15 protein-coding genes and 2 pseudogenes are annotated in these 19,810 nt (G+C 38.0%); 4 read left to right on the top strand and 13 right to left on the bottom strand.

Features of this window, described 5'->3' with window-relative positions; translation table 11 throughout:
* The 4 genes and pseudogenes from ACFIMC_RS03300 to ACFIMC_RS03285 form a co-directional block, all read right to left on the bottom strand.
* A pseudogene (locus ACFIMC_RS03300) lies at window positions 1-531 on the bottom strand (late control protein); the annotation flags it as partial.
* The gene (locus ACFIMC_RS03295; RefSeq protein ID WP_375610995.1) at window positions 531-785 is read right to left on the bottom strand and encodes a tail protein X; all 255 of its coding nucleotides are present in this window, start codon (window positions 783-785) and stop codon (window positions 531-533) included. The pseudogene ACFIMC_RS03300 and the gene ACFIMC_RS03295, both read right to left, overlap by 1 nt.
* Complete coding sequence (locus tag ACFIMC_RS03290) at window positions 782-1,258, bottom strand: phage tail protein (RefSeq protein ID WP_375685651.1); 477 nt, start codon at window positions 1,256-1,258, stop codon at window positions 782-784. The genes ACFIMC_RS03295 and ACFIMC_RS03290 overlap by 4 nt, the downstream gene beginning before the upstream one ends.
* Before the next feature lie 13 nt (window positions 1,259-1,271).
* Entirely contained in the window at window positions 1,272-1,994 is a 723-nt protein-coding gene (locus tag ACFIMC_RS03285; RefSeq protein WP_375685649.1) for a hypothetical protein, read from the bottom strand.
* A gap of 701 nt (window positions 1,995-2,695) precedes the next feature.
* On the opposite strand from ACFIMC_RS03285, the gene ACFIMC_RS03280 reads away from it, so the two are divergent.
* The 3 genes from ACFIMC_RS03280 (at window position 2,696) to ACFIMC_RS03270 (ending at window position 7,290) form a co-directional block, all read left to right on the top strand.
* Window positions 2,696-6,382, top strand: a complete 3,687-nt coding sequence (locus ACFIMC_RS03280) for a right-handed parallel beta-helix repeat-containing protein (protein ID WP_375672054.1) — start codon at window positions 2,696-2,698, stop codon at window positions 6,380-6,382.
* Between the two features lie 124 nt (window positions 6,383-6,506).
* The gene (locus tag ACFIMC_RS03275) at window positions 6,507-7,094 is read left to right on the top strand and encodes an autotransporter outer membrane beta-barrel domain-containing protein (RefSeq protein ID WP_375628227.1); all 588 of its coding nucleotides are present in this window, start codon (window positions 6,507-6,509) and stop codon (window positions 7,092-7,094) included.
* Window positions 7,072-7,290, top strand: coding sequence for a hypothetical protein (locus ACFIMC_RS03270; RefSeq protein WP_375612277.1), 219 nt, complete (start codon window positions 7,072-7,074; stop codon window positions 7,288-7,290). Before ACFIMC_RS03275 ends, ACFIMC_RS03270 begins: the two co-directional genes overlap by 23 nt.
* 591 nt (window positions 7,291-7,881) lie before the next feature.
* Here ACFIMC_RS03270 and ACFIMC_RS03265 read toward each other — a convergent pair.
* From ACFIMC_RS03265 to ACFIMC_RS03240, 6 genes are all read right to left on the bottom strand, one after another.
* The gene (locus ACFIMC_RS03265; protein WP_273790734.1) at window positions 7,882-8,664 is read right to left on the bottom strand and encodes an ABC transporter ATP-binding protein; all 783 of its coding nucleotides are present in this window, start codon (window positions 8,662-8,664) and stop codon (window positions 7,882-7,884) included.
* Window positions 8,651-9,535: an ABC transporter ATP-binding protein gene (locus ACFIMC_RS03260; RefSeq protein ID WP_273790733.1), complete on the bottom strand. Its 885-nt coding sequence runs from the start codon at window positions 9,533-9,535 to the stop codon at window positions 8,651-8,653. The genes ACFIMC_RS03265 and ACFIMC_RS03260 overlap by 14 nt, the downstream gene beginning before the upstream one ends.
* Window positions 9,528-10,457, bottom strand: coding sequence for an ABC transporter permease (locus ACFIMC_RS03255; protein ID WP_273790732.1), 930 nt, complete (start codon window positions 10,455-10,457; stop codon window positions 9,528-9,530). Before ACFIMC_RS03255 ends, ACFIMC_RS03260 begins: the two co-directional genes overlap by 8 nt.
* Window positions 10,458-10,459: 2 nt before the next feature.
* Complete coding sequence (locus ACFIMC_RS03250; RefSeq protein WP_375613823.1) at window positions 10,460-11,533, bottom strand: ABC transporter permease; 1,074 nt, start codon at window positions 11,531-11,533, stop codon at window positions 10,460-10,462.
* A 110-nt stretch (window positions 11,534-11,643) separates the two neighbouring features.
* The gene (locus ACFIMC_RS03245) at window positions 11,644-13,260 is read right to left on the bottom strand and encodes an ABC transporter substrate-binding protein (RefSeq protein ID WP_375612275.1); all 1,617 of its coding nucleotides are present in this window, start codon (window positions 13,258-13,260) and stop codon (window positions 11,644-11,646) included.
* A 361-nt stretch (window positions 13,261-13,621) separates the two neighbouring features.
* Complete coding sequence (locus tag ACFIMC_RS03240; RefSeq protein ID WP_375681112.1) at window positions 13,622-15,247, bottom strand: ABC transporter substrate-binding protein; 1,626 nt, start codon at window positions 15,245-15,247, stop codon at window positions 13,622-13,624.
* 1,245 nt (window positions 15,248-16,492) lie between these two features.
* Between ACFIMC_RS03240 and ACFIMC_RS03235 the strand changes: the two genes are divergently transcribed.
* The gene (locus ACFIMC_RS03235) at window positions 16,493-16,657 is read left to right on the top strand and encodes a hypothetical protein (protein ID WP_375646395.1); all 165 of its coding nucleotides are present in this window, start codon (window positions 16,493-16,495) and stop codon (window positions 16,655-16,657) included.
* Between the two features lie 215 nt (window positions 16,658-16,872).
* Here ACFIMC_RS03235 and ACFIMC_RS03230 read toward each other — a convergent pair whose 3' ends face one another.
* From ACFIMC_RS03230 to ACFIMC_RS03220, 3 genes and pseudogenes are all read right to left on the bottom strand, one after another.
* Window positions 16,873-17,499, bottom strand: coding sequence for a DNA-3-methyladenine glycosylase I (locus tag ACFIMC_RS03230; RefSeq protein WP_375680728.1), 627 nt, complete (start codon window positions 17,497-17,499; stop codon window positions 16,873-16,875).
* The gene (gene xseA / locus ACFIMC_RS03225) at window positions 17,477-18,907 is read right to left on the bottom strand and encodes an exodeoxyribonuclease VII large subunit (RefSeq protein ID WP_375612272.1); all 1,431 of its coding nucleotides are present in this window, start codon (window positions 18,905-18,907) and stop codon (window positions 17,477-17,479) included. The genes ACFIMC_RS03230 and xseA overlap by 23 nt, the downstream gene beginning before the upstream one ends.
* Before the next feature lie 401 nt (window positions 18,908-19,308).
* A pseudogene (locus tag ACFIMC_RS03220) lies at window positions 19,309-19,810 on the bottom strand (ABC transporter substrate-binding protein); the annotation flags it as partial.

Here is a 19,810-nt window from a genome sequence, read left to right as displayed (position 1 = left end):
AAACTTATTGTCCTTGATCAAAAAACGTGCCCGCATGCGATCGGCAAGGCGGGTTAAAAAATCAACAGCCGATTGATCTGTGCGAATCACATAAGGCAAAGGTTTTTTAATGAACTGGGGACTGACCTTTGCTTGATAGCCATGGCGTTTGGCGAGTGTCTCAACAATCTCACCAACAGTTTTGTGATCAAAATGCTCACTCACCTGTTCTTTGAGCTCTTTACGCATCGAGGCACTTTTGCCACAAAGGCGCAAAATCTCTCCATCACTGCCCCCACAACTTACAACCGATTCGACAACAAAACACCCCATAAATGCACTGATGCTGTTCTCATAACCAAAGATCACCTGTAGCGCACTGTTGCTTGAGGGAACCTCTAAATCATTGCCACTATCATCAAACTCTGCTTCAAATGTATCGGCTTCATTCCCGGCATGATCCGTGATAGTTGCGGTTAAAAGACGCTGGTAAAAAACCTCATGAACAGGTTTGTCTCCCACCTTGACCACAATAAAGGGGTGTGTACGCATTAATCCCATAGCCTTTTCACCATGCTTTGGGGATTAGACAACACAAATTCAGGCAGAATGACCTTTAAGCCCCGCGGTAAAAACACACCATATTTGGCAATCTCTGGATTGGCTTCCAGTGTGGCTTCTAAATAGCCGTTTAGTCCCCCAACTTGAGAACGGTCCCCTAACACAGCCATGACATGGTGAAAGCAAAGGAGATCGAGGCTCATATCCTCTAGCTCTACAACAACATGTTTTTCTGGTATCTTCATAGAGTTTGTCCCTCTTGGTAATACCCCATTTGATATTGTCCCTCTTGGTATTGTCCTTGTGGTTTTCCGCCATTAAAAAAGGGCAAGAGCGTAATGGAATAGCGGATGCGCTGGGATTGACCAGAGCGACTGATATAGTCGTGGTCTTTATTGATCGTGGTGATTACTACGGGTCCATGGAGAAGGACACTATAGGTCGTATCATTGATCCAACGAAGCATCTGGACCGGCTTTGCTCTTCGGATAGTTGTGGTGATGGCATCTATCGCTACCCAGTCACCAAATTCTTCTGGAAACCAAACTCCATGAATGGTTTTTGCATCATTGCCATAGCCGGTAAATTGCAAACTGGGTGCCTTGCCAAAACGCTCCATACAAACCCATGAGGCAGAAAACTCTTCTTCAAAGGATTGGAAATTCAGCCAGTCCACATAAAATTGATGCGGTCCTAACATCATCAAAGGATCTCTCATAGGCTCCCTCCCCTCATTCTGTCCCGCCATGCAGGGCATTAGCGCGTGCCCGTTGAATGGCATGGGCAACCGCACGACCAGTGGCCATGGGTTCACGCGCCCCATTAACATGCACTGTGACATTTTGATTGTGTGTGATGGGGGAGTGATCTTTGCTTTTTGCTTCTGTGAAAGGGGAATTTGCATGCCCCGCCCCCGCAAATTGCACGATGGGTTGGATGGCTGTTTTACCCCCCAAAAAACTTGGCAAAAACTCTCTTACATCAATGGAACCAATCCACCCCTTAATGCGGCTAGGCAAAGATTTACAAAAATCCATCAATTGTGAGATAGACGACATAAAGCCATCGACAATCGAATTAGCCAGATCTTCGCCCGCTTGTTCCATACCAGCCTTGGCACTCTCCGAGAGCTTTTCCTGTGTAAAAAAACTCTTCAACCATTGCCAAAAGTTGGAAAAGCTTTGTTTAACGCCCTCCCACAAATTGCCAAACCTCTCGACAACAGAGGAAAGTCCTTGTTTAAACTTTTGCCAATGGGAAGAGAGATCAAAAGCAGCAGCAATGATGTTTTTCCATTTGGTGATGGTGGTGGTATCAGCACCAAAATAAACCAAGACGTGTGCGCCAGTCATGGTAAAGCGCAACACACGTAGAGCAATGTTAAAAGCCATCAGGGCGGCAATGGTTTTGATAATGGCGCTTGTTAAAACGGGATGGTCCTTGCCCCATGCCATTTTACAAAACGCGCATTTAATGGTAAAAAATAACCATAAAAACAATAAATTATCACGTATTTCTAACTAATCTCACCTCTTCCCACTTAGTACAAAACCTAATGTCAAACTACATCCAACGGAGTTTTGTATAGTATGTAGCCTTTCGGAAATTGTGGCTTATCAGCGGATTCTGTATATTTTTATATTTCATTCGTTCAAAGAAGACACTGAGCACTCAAAGAACCCTCAACGCTCTATTAAAGCCTTCTCTCATTTTTGCTGTCAAAAACTCATTCGATACATAATGTAGGTAAGAACAATCAATTATCACATATCCACTCTAATTTCACCTTTTTCCACTAAATATAAAATATTAAAAACACTACTATTCTTATTTATATTATATTTTTTACTTTATTTTATATAACTGTATTTCTTTAATTATACATCAATAAATATTAAAATAAATGAATATTGATATAAAATAATATGTACCATTAATAAAAAACTTATTTTTAAAATATAATTATATAAAAATACATTATGAAATAAATTTAATATTACATAATTAAACATAAATACAACTTTAAATTTGACAAAAAAAGCAAAACAAAATATCAAAGTGCTGTGTTATTAAAATAAAAGCAATATCTATTTCCACTTCTGCTTATGAAGTTAGCGGGAAAATGAATGTTGGGGGCTTTAAAAGGAGTAGACTGATGCCTAAAAAATTTCTTCTATCCTGCACAGCAATTGTGGCAGTTGTACTTTCTGGTATCAATCTTAATGCACAAGCTAAAAATCTTGAAATTTCAGAAAATAAAAAAGAAGTTTCCAACGAAACCTACGAAATTATTCACGCAAAAAAAGGTGGTCAAATTATCGGCAAGCATTTGACGATAATCGGAAACAAAAAAACAAACACCAACATAGGCACAAATGCGCACGCTATAACAGCTGAAGGTTCTAACACTGCGATTGAATTACTGGATGGTACAACCATTAAAGGAACTGGTTCTAGCATTTTCTTCGGTCTTGAAGCAAAGGATGGTGCTACACTGAAAATGACTGGGGGAACTATCACAGTTTCCAACACTGGCACTAAATTCTTGAACAGTAAGAATGCTGAAAACAAGCTAAAAGATATAATAATATCAAGTGGCAAAGGCAAAGCTCCACTAACTTTTGCAATATTTGCAGACAAAGACAGTGAAGTCACTTTAGAAAATGTAAAAGTGACTAAGGCAACGAATAGCGTTACAGCAAATAATAAATCTGAAATCACGATATTGGGAGGATCATTTGATGCCACAAAGGCAGCAATATCTGCTTACAATGGCAGTCGCGTAACTCTAACTAACAATGTTCAAACTACATCATCTCATGGCACTGGACTCCATGCAACAGATTCAGAAACCACAATCGAAATGACGGGAGGAAGCGTAATCACAGAAAAAATGGCGTTGGTTGCAGAAAATGGTGGACATATCAAGGTCACGGATGTTGCGTTAACTGCGACGAATGATAAAATCGGAACAGTTGTCGCCGGCGGTCCGAACAGCGTGATTGAATTGCATGGGAATACAACAATTAAGAATGCTGTAATCGGTCTTCATGCACAAAACAGTGGAATGATTAAAATGATCGGAGGGACCATTACAGCTTCTGCAACCGGCGCTGGTTTCTATAATAGTAAGAGCAATGGAAACAAGCTAGAAAATGTGAAAATATCGGGCAGTAACCATAAAGAGCCTAAAATCACAGGAATAGGTGCCGACAAGGAAAGCAACGTCACTTTAGAAAATGTAACAGTTACGCAGGCAAAAAGTGGCATAGTTGCAAATAATCATTCTAAAGTAACGGTTTCTGGAGGATTATTTGAGGGCAAAAACGTAGGGGTATACGCTGGAAACGGCAGCAACATTACTTTAACCAGCAATAAAAAAGGTAACGTTCAAGTTACATCAACATCATCGAATAGCAAAGGACTCTACACAAATGGTTTACATTCTACCATCACAATGACGGGAGGAACAGTAACCGGAGAATTAGCGTTGGTCGCAGAAAACGGTGGACATATTAAGGTCACGGATGTTGCTCTAACAACAAATGAACATGGGGGCAAGGTCACTGATGTTCCTATAATAGGCGCAGGAGTCAATAGCGCTAATAGTATGATTGAATTATATGGCAATACAACGATTAAGAATGCTGGTGTTGGGCTTGTGGCAAGTAACGGTGGCGTAATTAAAATGATTGGGGGGACTATTACAACTTCTAAAACTGGTGTTGGCTTCGTGAACAGTAAGAGCGCCGAAAGTAAACTAGAAAATGTAATAATATCAACCGGTAAAGATAAAAATTCAGGCAAAGGAATTCTTCTAGAGAAAGAAAGTGGTCTCACTTTAAAAAATGTAAAAGTGACTCAAACAGGCAACAGCGTAATTGCAAATAATCGTTCTAACATAACAATCTCTGGAGGATCATTTGATTCAAGCTATGCAACAATATGTGCTCAAAACGGTAGCAGTATCACCTTAACGGACAATGCTCAAATTACGTCACATGATGAAGCAGGCCTCTATGCACGAGACTCAAAATCCACAATTACAATGACAACAGGAAACGTGACAGGAAAATATACAGCCTTAGAAGCAGACATAGGTGGCCATATTACGGTTACAAATGTTGCTTTAAAAGCAACTAATAATGGCAATGGTGTAGCTGCTGGTGCAGCTGCCTCTGGCTCTAACAGTGTGATTGAATTGCTTGGCAATACAACGATCAGTGACGTTAAAATCGGAATTGATGCGCAAAACGATAGCACAATCAAAATGATCGGAGGAACCATTACTGCTTCCGAAGCAGGCGTTCACTTGTTAAAAAACAAGAGCAATAACAAACTGAAAGATGTAACGATATTAAATCGTAAGGATAATGCACTACTAATCAATGCAATAATTGCAAGAAGAAGTGCCATTACTTTAGAAAATGTAACCGTTCCGCAAGCAATCAATAGCATAATTTCAGATAATGGTTCTCAAATAACAGTTTCTGGAGGATCATTTAACGCAAAAGGTGCAGCAGTATCTGCTATAAACGGCAGTACTATTACTTTAACTGACAATGCTCAAATTACATCATCTGATGACAGTGGGCTCTATGCAAAAGATTCAAAATCCACCATCACCATAACGGGAGGAACAGTACAAGGTAAAACTACTGCATTATTTGCCGGAAACGGCGGACATATTAAAGCCACGAATGTTACTCTAATAACAGCAGATAATAACGGATTCGGTGCGGAAAGCCAAGATGTTGGCAGTTTAGTTGAATTATATGGCCATACAACGATTAAAAATGCTGAGATCGGACTTTATTCAGAAAATGGCAGCACAATCAAAATGAGTGGAGGGACAATAATTGCCGAAAATAGTGCATTTGTTGTAAATAATAATGGACATATTGATGTAACAAATGTTTCTGCCACAGCAGAAGATAGAGGTATCGCATTTGAAAAGTCTAAGAACAATAGAACATCAGAAATCAATTTAACCAATACAAAACTTCATATTAAAAACGGTACTGGAATTAATGCAAATGAATCAATTGGTAAAGCCAATCTCAAAAATTCAGAAATCCGTGCCAATGTTTTATTAGTAACCGAAGCTTCAACGAAAAAAAATGATTTCACTTTTACACTAAACGCCGATCGCTCCATCTTAGACGGCAAAGTGAGCACTGAAAAAAAATTCAAAACAGTCTTTGATTTGCAAAACAATACGAAATGGACATTGAAAACAAGCACAAATAAAAAAAGCCAGAACAAAAAACTGCTTGATATTGCTCAAAGAGCACGTTCTGATATTTCTGTCCTTAACATCAATAACAGCTCTATTGTTTTTGAAGAGCCAACTGAAAATCATTATCACACGTTGCACATAGGATCTGGCAGACCAAATACTAAAAAAGTCTACAATGCTACAGGAAAAGCAGAAATTCATTTCAACGTCGAATGGAGTGATAGTGCTGCCATAAACAAACAAAAAGCTGACCATCTTCTGATTCACGGTGATGTTTCAGGTACTACACTGGTTTATATCACTGGACATTTAGAAAAGAACAATATTAAAGCAGACGCTTCTGCTCTTACCAGTGCACGTGGTCTTTCACTCATTCAAGTTTTTGGGAAAGTAAATCAAAACTCTTTCAAACTTGCACAGGACTATATCACAATAAGTGGTTCACCTTATAAATATATACTGAAAGCTTATGGACCAAAATCAAACCACAGTAAAACAAATGCTGAACAAAACCTTTTAGGAGAAAATAAAAATTTCTGGGATTTTCGCTTACAACCAGTACTGCTTGATAGCGACTCAAAAGTAAAAACCATCGTGCCATAAATACAAACTATTTGATCAAGCCCCAATGCTCTCTTGTACGCTGGATTGACCAATATGGCTAAGCAAAATGCAACTGTTAACCAATATGCGACATTTGTCTTAAGGAAAGAATAAGACAAACGGAATGGCTTTTTCTTATATACCTATGGAAAAACAGGAAGCTTATTTTTTGATAAGTAGTACTTCTAGTAGATATGGTTATAGCAGTGCTCATCTTCGTTATGCTTCTCTACAAGGAGGTGTTAACTTTGTCGCGCTAGAAGGGAAAAATATCTACAACACATTTTGGTCTTATAGAAACCTATGGACAACTCTCTTTGCACTCCAAAGAATATGCAAGACAGCAAGTAAGAGCATATTGAATAAATGGTCATTTCACTCACCGCCTATGGCAGTAAACAGCGTGACAGTGGTTTCTATCTTGATACGCTGTTTATCCTATGGATTCCTAAAGAGAAAGATCACCAATGCCCTCATTAGTACAACCACAAAATTAAAAAATGCAAAAATGTTGGCGATCTCCACAACTGTTAGCAAACAATTTGCAACGGGTATCCAAGGCGTAACATTCGAACCGCAGGCACAGCTTGCCTATCAACATTTGATGTTTGATACCATTAAAGATGCTGATAATCTGACCATTAAGATGCAAAATCCTTCTCAATGGATAATCCCGTGTTGGTGGACGTTTGACAAAAACCATTGCCACTGAAAACAGCCGTCCTATGTCTTTCTATGGAAAAGTAAACTTAATCAAAACCTTTGGTGATGATCAGACATTCCATATTGATAAGTATTATAAATGTGACCCCTCGGGAAGTTTCGTTGAAGGTGGCCCACAATTGTCCGCTAACCTCTCCCTTCATGGTGATGTCAGCTATCAACAAAAGCTTCAAAAACTGGTATAAGTGGTGCAAGCTTTTCAGGAGGAATACTCTATCAGTTTTAAATCAAGACTGTAAAAATAGCCTATTCAATTTAACAAAAAGGCAGCATATTGCTGCCTTTTTGGTTTATTATAAGCTGTTTTTAAGCGCTTTTTTAAATAGAGAACAGCGAAATATTTGAAGACAGTCATTGACCATTGGATGTTTTTTACAAAAAATTCTTTTTATAAAGAATAAAACTGTAAAAAAGAGAACAACCAAAAACAAAATGATATTGTAAAATAATGAGAAGCTTTTCTAGAAAATACAACATTACTATCGTTTGTTATTTCTCACGAATTTAATGCTTAAAATTCCAAAATAAAACTTTTGAACATAAAATGATAAGTAAAAAATAATGCAATAATATCAAACAAAGGGATGTATGTTATAAGTCACTCATATATTTCAAAATGGAAGTTCTAATAGGATTTAAAATATTACAGCTCAAACACTGCCCAGAAAATTCATACTGAAAAAATCCTATTATCCCCTTCCCTCTTAACAATGCCGCCAAACATCTCCAGAAACTTCAAAACAAATAAAATTGCATTTTCTCTTCTGTAAAATTGATCATGCTCTTTGCTCTCTATGGACAATAGGCTCTATACTTGCTTCAAAAAACTCCTTTGTATAATCGTGTTGCGCATGTAGATTACGCAATTCATCATTGCTAAGCTCTTCAAGAATAATCCCTTTATGCATAATTCCAACACGTTCACAAATATGTGCAACAACAGCAAGATCATGGGATACCATTAAATAAGTAAGCTTTTTTCTCACGCGCAGTGATTTCAACAAGTTTAAAATTTCAGCCTGTACCGACACATCCAATGCAGATGTTGGCTCATCAAGCAACAACACCTCTGGCTCAATAATTAAAGCACGTGCAAGAGCAATACGCTGACGCTGCCCTCCAGACAACTCATGAGGATAACGATAAAGAAATGAAGAATCTAAACCAACGGAATCTAAAGCATCCTCCACCCGCTCTCTTTGATTATCCATTCCATGGATTTTGAGCGATTCAGAAAGAACCGTATGGACCATTTTTCTTGGATGCAGCGAAGCATAAGGATCTTGAAAAACCATTTGAATACAGCGTAAAAAATCCTTACTTCTTTTCTTTTCAACTTCTTGTCCAGCAAAAAGGAATTTTCCACTATAATCTGGAATAAGCCCCACCAATGTATTCAAAATAGTTGACTTTCCACATCCGGATTCACCAATCAAACCATAAGCTTCACCACGCTTAATATGAAAATTAACATTTTTAACAACTGTTACTGCCTTATGCCTGTGCCCAAAAGTTACAGATAAATTAGAAACATCAATAATATTCTCACAATTTGTCATGAGGAACCTCCTCAACGCCATTAACAATCGTAGGATTATACAACCAATCAGGATCACGCTCAGGAACAGCCAAAATATCAACTGGATTATCAAGCCGTGGCAAACTCGCGAGCAACGCCTTTGTATAAGGATGACAAGCGTGAGACAAATCAGAAGCAGGCAACTCTTCTAAGACACGGCCCGCATACATCACCAAAATACGATCACAAAAATCAGCAATCATATTTAAATCATGACTAATGAAAATAAGTCCCGTTCCAGATTTTGTCACAAGTTCATCTAATACAGATAAAACTTGTCGTCTGACCGTAATATCAAGTGCAGATGTTGGCTCATCAGCAATAATTAAATCAGGTTTTGGAATGAGCATCATTGCAATCATCACGCGCTGCCCCATCCCCCCAGATATTTCATGAGGAAAGAGACGCATCACATGTTCAGGATCACGAATATGAACAGATTCTAACATAGATATGGTGCGCTCCCTCGCTTCAGCTTTTGAAACACGGTAATGAATACGGTAAGCCTCCATAATCTGTTCCCCGATCCGTATTAATGGATTAAGTGAATATTTGGGATCCTGTAAAATCATTGAAATACGTTTCCCACGGATTTTTCGCATCTGAGGTTCACTTGCGGCCAATAAATCAACATCCTCAAAGCGCATTTTTTTAGCTTTAACAATGGCTGCTTTTGGACTCAATCTTAGTATTGCGCGCCCAGTCATCGATTTTCCAGATCCGGATTCACCAACAATTCCAATTTTTTCTTTTCCAACAGAAAAACTAACGCCACGCACAACTTCTGAAATGCCGCGCGTTGTAGGAAAAGAAATACGTAAATCTTCTACTTCTAATAATTTATTACCCATTGCGTGGATCCAATACATCACGAAGACCATCACCTAAAAGGTTGAAAGCAAGACTTGCAAATAATATTGCACAGCCTGGTATTGCCGCCAACCACCAATTTGTCATCATAAATTCCCGCCCTGAAGAAAGCATCGCACCCCATTCAGGACTTGGAAGTTGAGCTCCCAACCCTAAAAAACCAAGACCAGCAGCCGTTAAAATAATTCCAGACATATCCAAAGTTAATCGTACAATCACTGAAGGAATACACATGGGCGCAACATGAAACAAAATAATTCGCCAAGCAGAGGCCCCTTGCAGGCGAACTACAGAAACATAATCAGAAGAACGTATTGTCAAAGTCTCAGCACGTGCTAAACGTGCAATTGGTGGCCATGCTGCAATTGAAATTGCAATAGAAGCATTTTCAATCCCTGGTCCCAATGCGGCTGAAAATGCAAGAGCTAAAATCAAACCTGGAAAAGCAAGAAAAATATCGACAATGCGCATGAGCACAGTATCAACCCATCCGCCCATATAACCAGATACAGTTCCAACAATAAGCCCTATTGGACCTACAATAACTGTTGTAAGAAAAACAACATAAAGAGTAATACGGGAACCAAAAACAAGGCGACTAAAAATATCACGTCCCAATTCATCTGTTCCAAAATAATGCGCCATAGAGGGTGGCTGCAACCGATGCCCCAGATCATTGCTAAGAAAATCATGCGTAGCAATCCAAGGAGCAAAAAATGCACATATGATAATAATACAAATAATAAGCAGACCGAATACAGCCGAAAAGTTATGAAAAAACTTAGCCAGTGCGTGATAAATTCTTTGTATGTTCGCTTGAATTATGGAGTTTGGAACAGGATCGTTTAACCAACTACCCAAAGAAGATGATGATTGCGATTTATGATGATTACTTACTGTCATATTCAACGTGTCCTTGGATCAAAAATGCGATAAAGCAAATCAGAAAATAAATTAATGGCGACAAAGATAAATCCTACAAGTAAAGTACATCCTACAACTGCATTCATATCTCCGGCTAAAAGAGCGTTTGTCAAGTAATGTCCAAAACCAGGCCAAGCAAAAACTGTCTCCGTTAAAACAGCCCCTTCTAATAAAAAAGCATAAGAAAGTGCAACAACGGTAATAATTTGAACAGCAGCATTTCGAAAGGCATGCCCCCAAACGGTTCGCGCCCACGATAATCCCTTTACACGTGCAGTAATGATATATTCCTGATTAAGCTGCTCAATCATAAACCCACGAGTCATACGGCTAATATAAGCCATAGCACCGAAAGCCAAGATCAAAGCAGGCATAATAACGTGACTAAAAACATTACCAAAAGCCTCCCATTGTCCTTGGCTTGCAGTATCCCAAAGGAAAAATCCTGTTTTTGGTTCAAAAGAATATTCATAAAGAAAATCAAGTCGTCCTGGGCCACCAACCCAGCCAAGCTTGGCGTAAAATATTAACAACGCCATTAATCCGAGCCAAAATGTTGGAGTAGAATAACTTACAAGTGTAAAAACACGGACAACATAATCAATAAATGAATCGCGATACATTGCTGCAAAAACACCAAATGGAATTCCAAGACTTGTGCCAATAACAATAGCAACGGTTGCAAGCTCTAATGTTGCAGGAAACACACGCATAATATCGGCTAGAACAGGTCGCCCAGAAGTTAAAGCATCTCCAAAGTCAAACAAAAATACATTATGAAGATACTTCCAATATTGGACAATCAACGGCTTATCAAGACCCAGCTTATAATACATTGCATCATAAGCTTCCTGACTGATATTATCACCAAGAATAGACAGAACCGGATCTAGAGGAAGAAGATGACCAAGAAAAAAAGTGATCGTCACCAACCCAAGCAATGTGATAAAAACTGAAATAAGAAGTTTCAATCCTTTGCATAAAAAATCCCATAAAAATAATTTTTTCTGCTTTTCTGATACAGCTCTTTCAGTCTCTGAAAGTGGCAAAACCATTATAAAAATCCCCTCTGTAGCGACAAAACATAAAGCAAATACTTTTTTATATAACAAAACAATCTCTTATTAAGCATGTTCTACAATCCTTTTCTATAACATGCTTCTTTTTATTTTTCTGCTTCATTGTAATAAAGTCTATAACTGTTCCAAATCCATTTTTTGACATCAGGCCCCATACCAACGGTATAATATGTCTGAAATAAATAAACCATAGGACCATGCTCTAGCACATAATGCTGTAAAGTACGATATTGCATGATACGCTTATTGGGGTCTTTCTCAAACAAAGCATCCATCACCATGTTATTAATATTTTCATCATAATACCCAGCGCGCCAAGCTAAATACATATTGTGCTTTTTTGTAAATGTTGGATCAGGGTTAAACACGTGATTTAATGAAGCAGGATGTCCATCAGGATCGGCACTCCCCCACCCCATAATAGCAGTATCATAATTTCCACCACGTACACGGCTCAACAATTGATTTTGTGCCATTTTTTCAATTGTAAGCTCAACACCAATTTTGCGTGCATTGGCTTGAATAGACTGTGCAACAGACGACATATAACTAAGGCTTCCAACTAAAAGATTAGCTTTAAACCCATTAGGATAACCAGCTTCAGTAATCAGTTGTTTTGCTTTTTTCAAATCCAACTGAAAAGGCAAACCTTCTTTTTCATCTAAAGCACCTGGAACACCTAAAGACATATAAGTTGCCCGAGGAATAGCAATCCCTTTCAAAACAGTTTTTCCAAGACCTTCATAATCAACCAAATAACGAAGTGCCAATCTGACCTTTTCATTCGCAAAAATTGCATTCTTATTATTTAACGATAAGTAAATAATCTGCGGACGCAAAACACGACTAATTTTGACTGGGCCTCCTTTTTTTTCAAGATCTAAAATATCCTCCGAAGAAAGATCACGCACTATATCCACATCACCTTTTTCCAAAAGAAGTCTTTGACTTGATGAATCCGCTACATGCTGCACAACAATCTGCTTAATTTTAGGCACATCGCCCCAATAATGTTGTGTCGCCTCTAACACAACTTTATCTCCTGGAGACCAGCTCACCAATTTATAAGGTCCAACACAAGCTGTATGTGTTGCTAAATATTTATTCCCCATATCACCGTTAATACTCTGTGCTTCAATTGTTTTCCGATCAAGCAAAGCAGAAGCATAAGATTGTCCAATAACAGTCAATATGAGCTGAATAGGATAGGGTTTATCTAATTTTAATTGTAAAGTCTTATCATCAAGAGCCTGAATATTTGTTTCAATATTGTTTTTGGTAAACCCATAATCCATTAAAGATTGAGCATAGCTTAATCCTAATTTAATAATCCGTCGCATCGACCATACCAAATCTTGCGCTGTAGCCATCCTTCCATCATTAAACTTTAAATCATCACGAAGATGAAAGACTATTCTTTTGCCATTGTCTAAAACGTCCCAAGATTTTGCCATAGCAGGGCGAATTTTTGTAGGATCATGCTCATCATATTGCACTAACGCGCTGCAAATATTCGTTAATAACTCACTCGTCACAACCTCAACAGTTTGCGCTGGATCAAAACTACTAATTGAATCAATATTCCATGCCATTACCAATATATCTTTAGATGAGGCACTGAATGCCGTTGTTACAGCCCCATTAAAAAAAATGATTGAGCTTAATAAAATAGAAATTTTTTTCAATATTCTTTGTTTTCCCATTTTATCTCTTCCTTTTGTATTCTTCTACCTTTTCACACAAAGTGATTGTGATTTTGCTTAAATAGCATAGCATTAGACATCAATTTCATTTAATCAAACTAAGCATCTACAAAATAATTTTCTTATACATCAGTCTATATTCGGGATGCAGAGAATCTATAACCATAAACAAAGATCCTCCCCAATATAACTTTCTATATTCATCGCTCCCTATAAACGATCTTAATTATATACTGCTACTACACAAACATCCCTCACAGTTTCATCCTAAAAAAACTGAAGAGCTTTATATGGGAGAATATTTTCATCATGCAATTATGATTAAGCTCTTTTTAGCTTTGATAACACTAAAAAGACACACTTATTTTTCAATTTTACTATAAAAAATACGCGGTGCACTATTCCAAACCCATTTTTTGACATCAGGCGTCATCGCGACAACGCTATATTGTTGAAAGATAAACGCATAAGGTCCTTTTTGCATTAATTCACGTTGTAAATCAGCATAGAGTTGCGCTCGTTTTTGCGGATTTTTTTGAAACAACGCTTCTTCAACTTTTTGATTCATCTTAGCATCAAAATACCCATGCTTCCAACTAGGATAGGCTGTATTTCTAGCCTCAAAACGATTATCTGGATTGAAAATAAGACGTGAAGCCATGGTATGAGGATCCGCAGAATCATTATTCCATCCGATAAAAGCCGTATCAAAAGCTCGAGCATCCACTTTTGAAAATAACTGTGTACCTGCTACACGTTCAATTTTAAGACGCACGCCCGCCTGTGCAGCACTATCCTGGAGTGACTGAGCAAGTAACAAAGTATAAGGAGTGTTTGACACGAGAAAATTTGCCTCAAATCCATTCGGATAACCAGCTTCTGCTAAAAGCTGCTTGGCTTTTGCAATATCAAGTTTAAAGGGTTGCCCCTCTTTTTCATCCAAAGCCCCAAAGTTGCCAAGAGGAATAAAACTGGCCCGTGGGATACCAATCCCTTTGAGAAGCTTCTTGCCAAGACCTTCATAATCTATGAGATAACGCATCGCCAAACGTACTTTTTCCTTAGCAAAAATAGGATTTGTCATGTTGAATCCCCAGTACATCATAGTTGGCACTAACACTCTTTCAACTTTAACATCTGTTGTTTTTTGCAGATCTGCAAGATCTTCAGGTGTCAAATTACGAGCAACATCAATATCATGTTTTTGCAACAACAAACGTTGTGTTCCGGGCTCTGCAACATGGCGAATTAAAATCTGCTTCAGTTTAGGCGCTTGTCCCCAATAGTGAGAGCTTGCACGCAACAAAAGAGCTTCTCCAGGACGCCAACTTTTTAACTGATAAGGACCAACACAAGCAGCATGGCTTTTCAAATACTGATTTCCAAAATCGCCATCTTTTTCGTGTTTCATAATCGTCTTACGATCAAGCAAAGCTGTTGCACGACTCGCAACAATATTATTAAGAATGAGCTCTGCTGGATAAGGTTTATCAAATTTCATCACAACCGTTTTCTCATCGGGAGCTTGCAAAGCATCATCAACATTTTGCTCTGTAATTCCATATTCATTAAAAATTGCCGCATTACCCATCTTCAATTTGACAATCCGCTTCATACCCCAAACAAGATCATTGGCATTGGCTGATCGACCATCATTAAACTTCAAACCATCACGTAAATGAAAAGTAACCACCGTACTGTGATCATCACCTGAAACATCCCAATGTGTTGCTAAAGCGGGAACCATTTTAGCAGGATCATCTGTCGCAGTACTGACCAAATTATCACAAATATTGTAAATAATTTCACTTCCATAAACATCATTAAGTTGTGCGGGATCAAACGTACTAATTGCATCAAGATTCCAAGCCATCACAAGGGTATTAGCCGGTGTTTTTGCTGAAACTTGTTGTGCAACCATCGCCAATGCCATAAGAGCAGAAACAAGAGAGCTGCTACTTTTCAATATTGTTTTCTTCAAGTTCATAAACTTTTCCCTTTATTTATTTTTATCAATTAATGACGCTGAAATAATATAGCAAATTTATAATTATAACATTGAATAAATACGTTCTAATCGCCTATATTTTTAATCACCTACACAGAGTCATCTACTTGATAAATTCATTGACTTACGTCTCAATAAACCATAACGAACATGCAATATATGTTTTGCTAACCAGTATTACATTCTTTTCATAACCTCTTTGCATATGATAATGCACTATATCAGTTCTCTATTAATCATCAATAAGCCTTGTCGCCCCAAAAATAGTGAGCTTTAAAAAAATCATTACGCAAAAATTTATGAATTCATTATTCTATTCCTTTAGGCGACATTTAAAATAAAATATGCAAACTTTAAAAATAGTCATCCCCCTCAAACACTGTTTCAAGATACGGCGCATCTTTACTACATGACCAAAACGGCACTGAAACAGCAGAAAGACATAAGAAAATATCTTTTCTAAAACGCTACCCCCCACAAAAATCTGCTTAATCTTTTGAAAACTAAGTGTCAAAAGTTTTACGTTTTTACCAACAAAACCAAACGCGTTAACAAAGATAAAGGAAAAATGAGAAGAAGCATTCCTTCCACGCTTTATCTTTTGAGAAATAAAGCTTACAATAAAAGAATATACACTAAAATGCATTCTCTCATTGATAAAAATAAAATTCATTAGACGTTTCCCCCCTAAAGACATAACGAATATAAACCCTTCTAAACTTTGGCGTGCATCATTGCTTTACCACTATAAAAATAGAATAGAAAACAACATACCGCAACAGAACTCTCGTTTCCAGCGGAAACATACAGAGATTCAACGAAGCAATGTAGTGGATACAAGCCTGCATGAGCTTAATCATCTTCCAAAAAATTGGAGCGCACACGCGGCAAGATCACTCTACTAATAGAGGAAAGCTATCAGATAATAAAACCCAACACAAGCAGCTTGAGTCATTTAACTTCAATTTTTCATCGCTGCATTTCATTTTATATTGCCTAGGTAAGCATTGGGCAATCAACCTACATATAAATAAACCAACAGTCATACAAGCAAAGAAAAACAATGCAACAACAGCACCCCATCTAACAACCACTTTGCATTCGTCAACAAACATGAATAAAATATTCATTAATTATAACAGTCACGTTATTAACGGAAATAAAAAAACTCTTCTGAACCATTACAAATGCCAAAGACTGTTTCACAACACTGAGAGCTAGTAAATGTGTGATGGTGCCGATTTGCTCCTTCATAAACCTAAAGATGGAGTGCATTATGGACTTATCTGTCATACCATTCACGGGCTGCGTCGCGAAATGGGCTTTGGTGTACTAAATGTTTCTTTAAAACATACAAGACATTACCATTATCTCACTTCAGATACATAACAGTTAAGATATCACTCCTTTTTGCGTCTGTTTTTTCATCCTCAAAATTATACCTTTATCGTTTTTAGTGCCAACAACAATAGAAAATCATTAATATTGTATAGTTTGTATATTTCAATTATCTTATACAGTGGAATTGTATAATCTATACATTTATTAAATAATTCAATTATTATCCTATTGATCATTACTCTTACAAAAGACAGTTTGCCAATTTATCGACAAAAACATCCTTCAAGATGATCATTAACAATCCCTACGGACTGCATAAAAGCATAACAAATTGTGGGACCAACGAATGTCCAGCCACGTCTCTTCAAGTCTTGAGAAAGACGAAGAGAAGCAGGTGTCATAGGGTTAGCCAACAGTGTTTGAAAGTCTATCTTTTCATAACGCTCTGATTGTGGTGGCTGAAAAGACCAAAAATAGCGGGACAAACTTCCCCACTCTGTTATAATTTCTTGTGCTCTCAATGCATTATTAAGCACTGATTGAATTTTTCCTTGATGGCGAACAATGTCTTTATTCTGCATTAACATTTGCACCTTCAGCTCATCATAATGAACAATCTTTTCAAAGTCAAAGTGATCAAATGCAACGCGAAAAAAAGAGCGTTTTTTTAAAATTGTAAACCAAGAAAGCCCCGCTTGGAAACCTTCAAGACAAATTTTCTCAAACAAACGAATATCCTCAAAAATAGGCTTTCCCCATTCGGTATCATGATAAGCACAATAAAGTGGATCCGTTCCAGCCCATGCGCAACGAACTTTTTCATCCACTCCCTTAAGAAGACCTTCCGCAAGCATGGCATTAACCGTATTAAAAGAGAGTTCCTTGATCATCGCTTGGCGACTTTATCTGCTTGTGTTTTGACCGTTTAGAAAAAACAGGTTCTTGTGTTGCAACACTGATATCTCCATCAAAAAAGCGTAAATTTATTTGCCCTGTTTCAGGAAACTGAACCAATCGTTTAATGGGCTTATGATCTTTCCCCAAAGCCAAAACAAAACCGCGCTCCAAAATATTCTGATATGAAGTGCTTCTTAAAAGCCTAGATACTACCTCTAACCCAGCACGTTGTTTTTCCACACTACGCACAAAAGCACGCTGAAGACGTGCCGTATATTCCTTTGTATTGCGTTGTGCTTTTTCAATATTTAACAAACGCGGTGAAAAACGCACACCAAGTGCATGAAAAGAAAAACGTTTTTTATCGTAGCTTACACAAAGAGCACGCTGCAATCGACTTGAAGTTTCATCTAAACCACGCCGTGGTAGAGCAAAAAGTTGATCGGCAGTCGGAAGAGCTCGTAGAGTGGCACGCAATTTTTGTCGATAAAAATCCAAATAACGCGCGAGTCCCTTGCGCAAACGTGCATCAAGCGATGCCACCAGCACCTCGAGATCAAGCTTAACAGGAACAGCCCGTTCTGCTGCGGCGGTAGGAGTTGGAGCGCGCCAATCAGCCACATAATCAATCAAGGTCCAGTCCGTTTCATGCCCAACAGCAGAAATAACAGGAAGAGAAGATTCATAAACAGCACGAACAACAGCTTCGTCATTAAACCCCCACAAATCTTCTAAACTTCCTCCTCCCCGTGCAACAATAATAAGATCAGGTTTTGGAATAAGTCCACCTGGACCAAGAGCATTAAAACCTTCAACAGCAACAGCCACTTCCCTCCCACTTGTTTCCCCCTGAACACGTACAGGCCAAACCAAAATATGCAACGGAAAACGATCGGATATACGATGAATAATATCACGAATAACAGCACCTGTTGGTGATGTTACAACGCCTAAAATTCGAGGCATATAAGGCAAAGTTTTTTTCTTTTCTTCATCAAACAAGCCTTCTTCTAAAAACTTTTTCTTACGATTTTCAAGAAGTGTCATCAAAGCACCAACCCCCGTTGGTTCAAGAGCCTCGATGACAATTTGATATTTCGATGACCCTGGATACGTCGTAAGTTTACCAACAGCAACTACTTCCATCCCTTCTTCAGGAGGGAATTTGAGCTTTTCCATAACTCCACGCCAAATAACAGCTTCCAACCGTGCCTTATCATCTTTTAAAGCAAAATAAGCATGTCCCGAAGCATGAGTACCACGGTACCCTGATATCTCCCCACGCACCCGTACATAACCAAACTTTTCTTCAACAACACGCTTTAGAGCCCCTGCTATTTCGGAAACAGTGAATTCTGCCACATTTGTTACACCTGTTTTTTCACTAAACAAACTTACCATTTTTCAATTCTTTACGCCCGTTTCTGTGAACCTTTTTGAAACAACACATCTTTAAACTTTTGATTTATAGCTTCATCAAAATACCCATAACACCGGCTAGAACAACTTATATTTTTAATTTCAAATCGATTATCAGGGTTGTAAAAAAAACTTGAAGCCGTTGTATGGGGATGTCTAGAGTCATTATTTCATCCGAAAATTCTATCAATAGAAGTTAAAATATTCAATCCTAACATCCAAACAAACACATATTCTATAAGAATTCCTGAAATAAAATTCTCTACACAACATAGTAATCCATTCCCGATAAAATTCAATGTATTGCAAAGTGTTAAAGAGCTTTGCAATACATCAAATATATCATGACCATGTTTTTTATATTTTATAAACCTGATACCTTTTTATTTTTCAATTGCACTATAAAAAATACGTGGTGCACTATTCCAAACCCATTTTTTAACATCAGGTGTCATCGCTATCGTGTGATACGTCTGATAGATAAAAGCATAAGGTCCTTTCTGCATAAATTCACGTTGCAAATCAGCATACATTTGCGCCCGTTTTTTGGGATCTTTTTGAAACAACGCATCTTGAACCTTTTGATTCATAGTTTCATCCAAATACCCATGGCACCAACTCGCATAGCCTGTATTTTTAGCCTCAAGCCGATTATCAGGATTGTAAATAAGGCGTGAAGCCATTGTATGGGGGTCCGCAGAATCATTATTCCATCCGAAAAAAATTGTATCAAAAGTACGTGCAGATAGTTTTGAAAATAACTGCGTGCCTACGAAGCGTTCAATTTTAAAACGTACCCCCACCTTTTTTGCATTGTCTTGGAGAGACTGAGCAATAGGCAAAGCAAAAGGATAAGGAGAGGCACCGGCAAAAATACTGGCCTCA

Origin of the sequence: Bartonella sp. AP21QHHD, from assembly GCF_042196205.1 — a bacterium.
Taxonomy (GTDB): Bacteria; Pseudomonadota; Alphaproteobacteria; order Rhizobiales; family Rhizobiaceae; genus Bartonella.
This window is presented reverse-complemented; position numbering and strand designations above follow the sequence as displayed.

Excerpts from the sequence above, each read along its gene's own strand:
- ACFIMC_RS03255 (WP_273790732.1), bottom strand. The coding sequence starts at position 10,457 with ATGACAGTAAGTAATCATCATAAATCGCAATCATCATCTTCTTTGGGT.
- ACFIMC_RS03235 (WP_375646395.1), top strand. The coding sequence starts at position 16,493 with ATGTGTGATGGTGCCGATTTGCTCCTTCATAAACCTAAAGATGGAGTG.
- ACFIMC_RS03290 (WP_375685651.1), bottom strand. The coding sequence starts at position 1,258 with ATGAGAGATCCTTTGATGATGTTAGGACCGCATCAATTTTATGTGGAC.
- ACFIMC_RS03275 (WP_375628227.1), top strand. The coding sequence starts at position 6,507 with ATGGCTTTTTCTTATATACCTATGGAAAAACAGGAAGCTTATTTTTTG.
- xseA (WP_375612272.1), bottom strand. The coding sequence starts at position 18,907 with ATGGTAAGTTTGTTTAGTGAAAAAACAGGTGTAACAAATGTGGCAGAA.
- ACFIMC_RS03265 (WP_273790734.1), bottom strand. The coding sequence starts at position 8,664 with ATGACAAATTGTGAGAATATTATTGATGTTTCTAATTTATCTGTAACT.
- ACFIMC_RS03285 (WP_375685649.1), bottom strand. The coding sequence starts at position 1,994 with ATGGCATGGGGCAAGGACCATCCCGTTTTAACAAGCGCCATTATCAAA.
- ACFIMC_RS03295 (WP_375610995.1), bottom strand. The coding sequence starts at position 785 with ATGAAGATACCAGAAAAACATGTTGTTGTAGAGCTAGAGGATATGAGC.
- ACFIMC_RS03250 (WP_375613823.1), bottom strand. The coding sequence starts at position 11,533 with ATGGTTTTGCCACTTTCAGAGACTGAAAGAGCTGTATCAGAAAAGCAG.
- ACFIMC_RS03230 (WP_375680728.1), bottom strand. The coding sequence starts at position 17,499 with ATGATCAAGGAACTCTCTTTTAATACGGTTAATGCCATGCTTGCGGAA.
- ACFIMC_RS03245 (WP_375612275.1), bottom strand. The coding sequence starts at position 13,260 with ATGGGAAAACAAAGAATATTGAAAAAAATTTCTATTTTATTAAGCTCA.
- ACFIMC_RS03240 (WP_375681112.1), bottom strand. The coding sequence starts at position 15,247 with ATGAACTTGAAGAAAACAATATTGAAAAGTAGCAGCTCTCTTGTTTCT.
- ACFIMC_RS03260 (WP_273790733.1), bottom strand. The coding sequence starts at position 9,535 with ATGGGTAATAAATTATTAGAAGTAGAAGATTTACGTATTTCTTTTCCT.
- ACFIMC_RS03280 (WP_375672054.1), top strand. The coding sequence starts at position 2,696 with ATGCCTAAAAAATTTCTTCTATCCTGCACAGCAATTGTGGCAGTTGTA.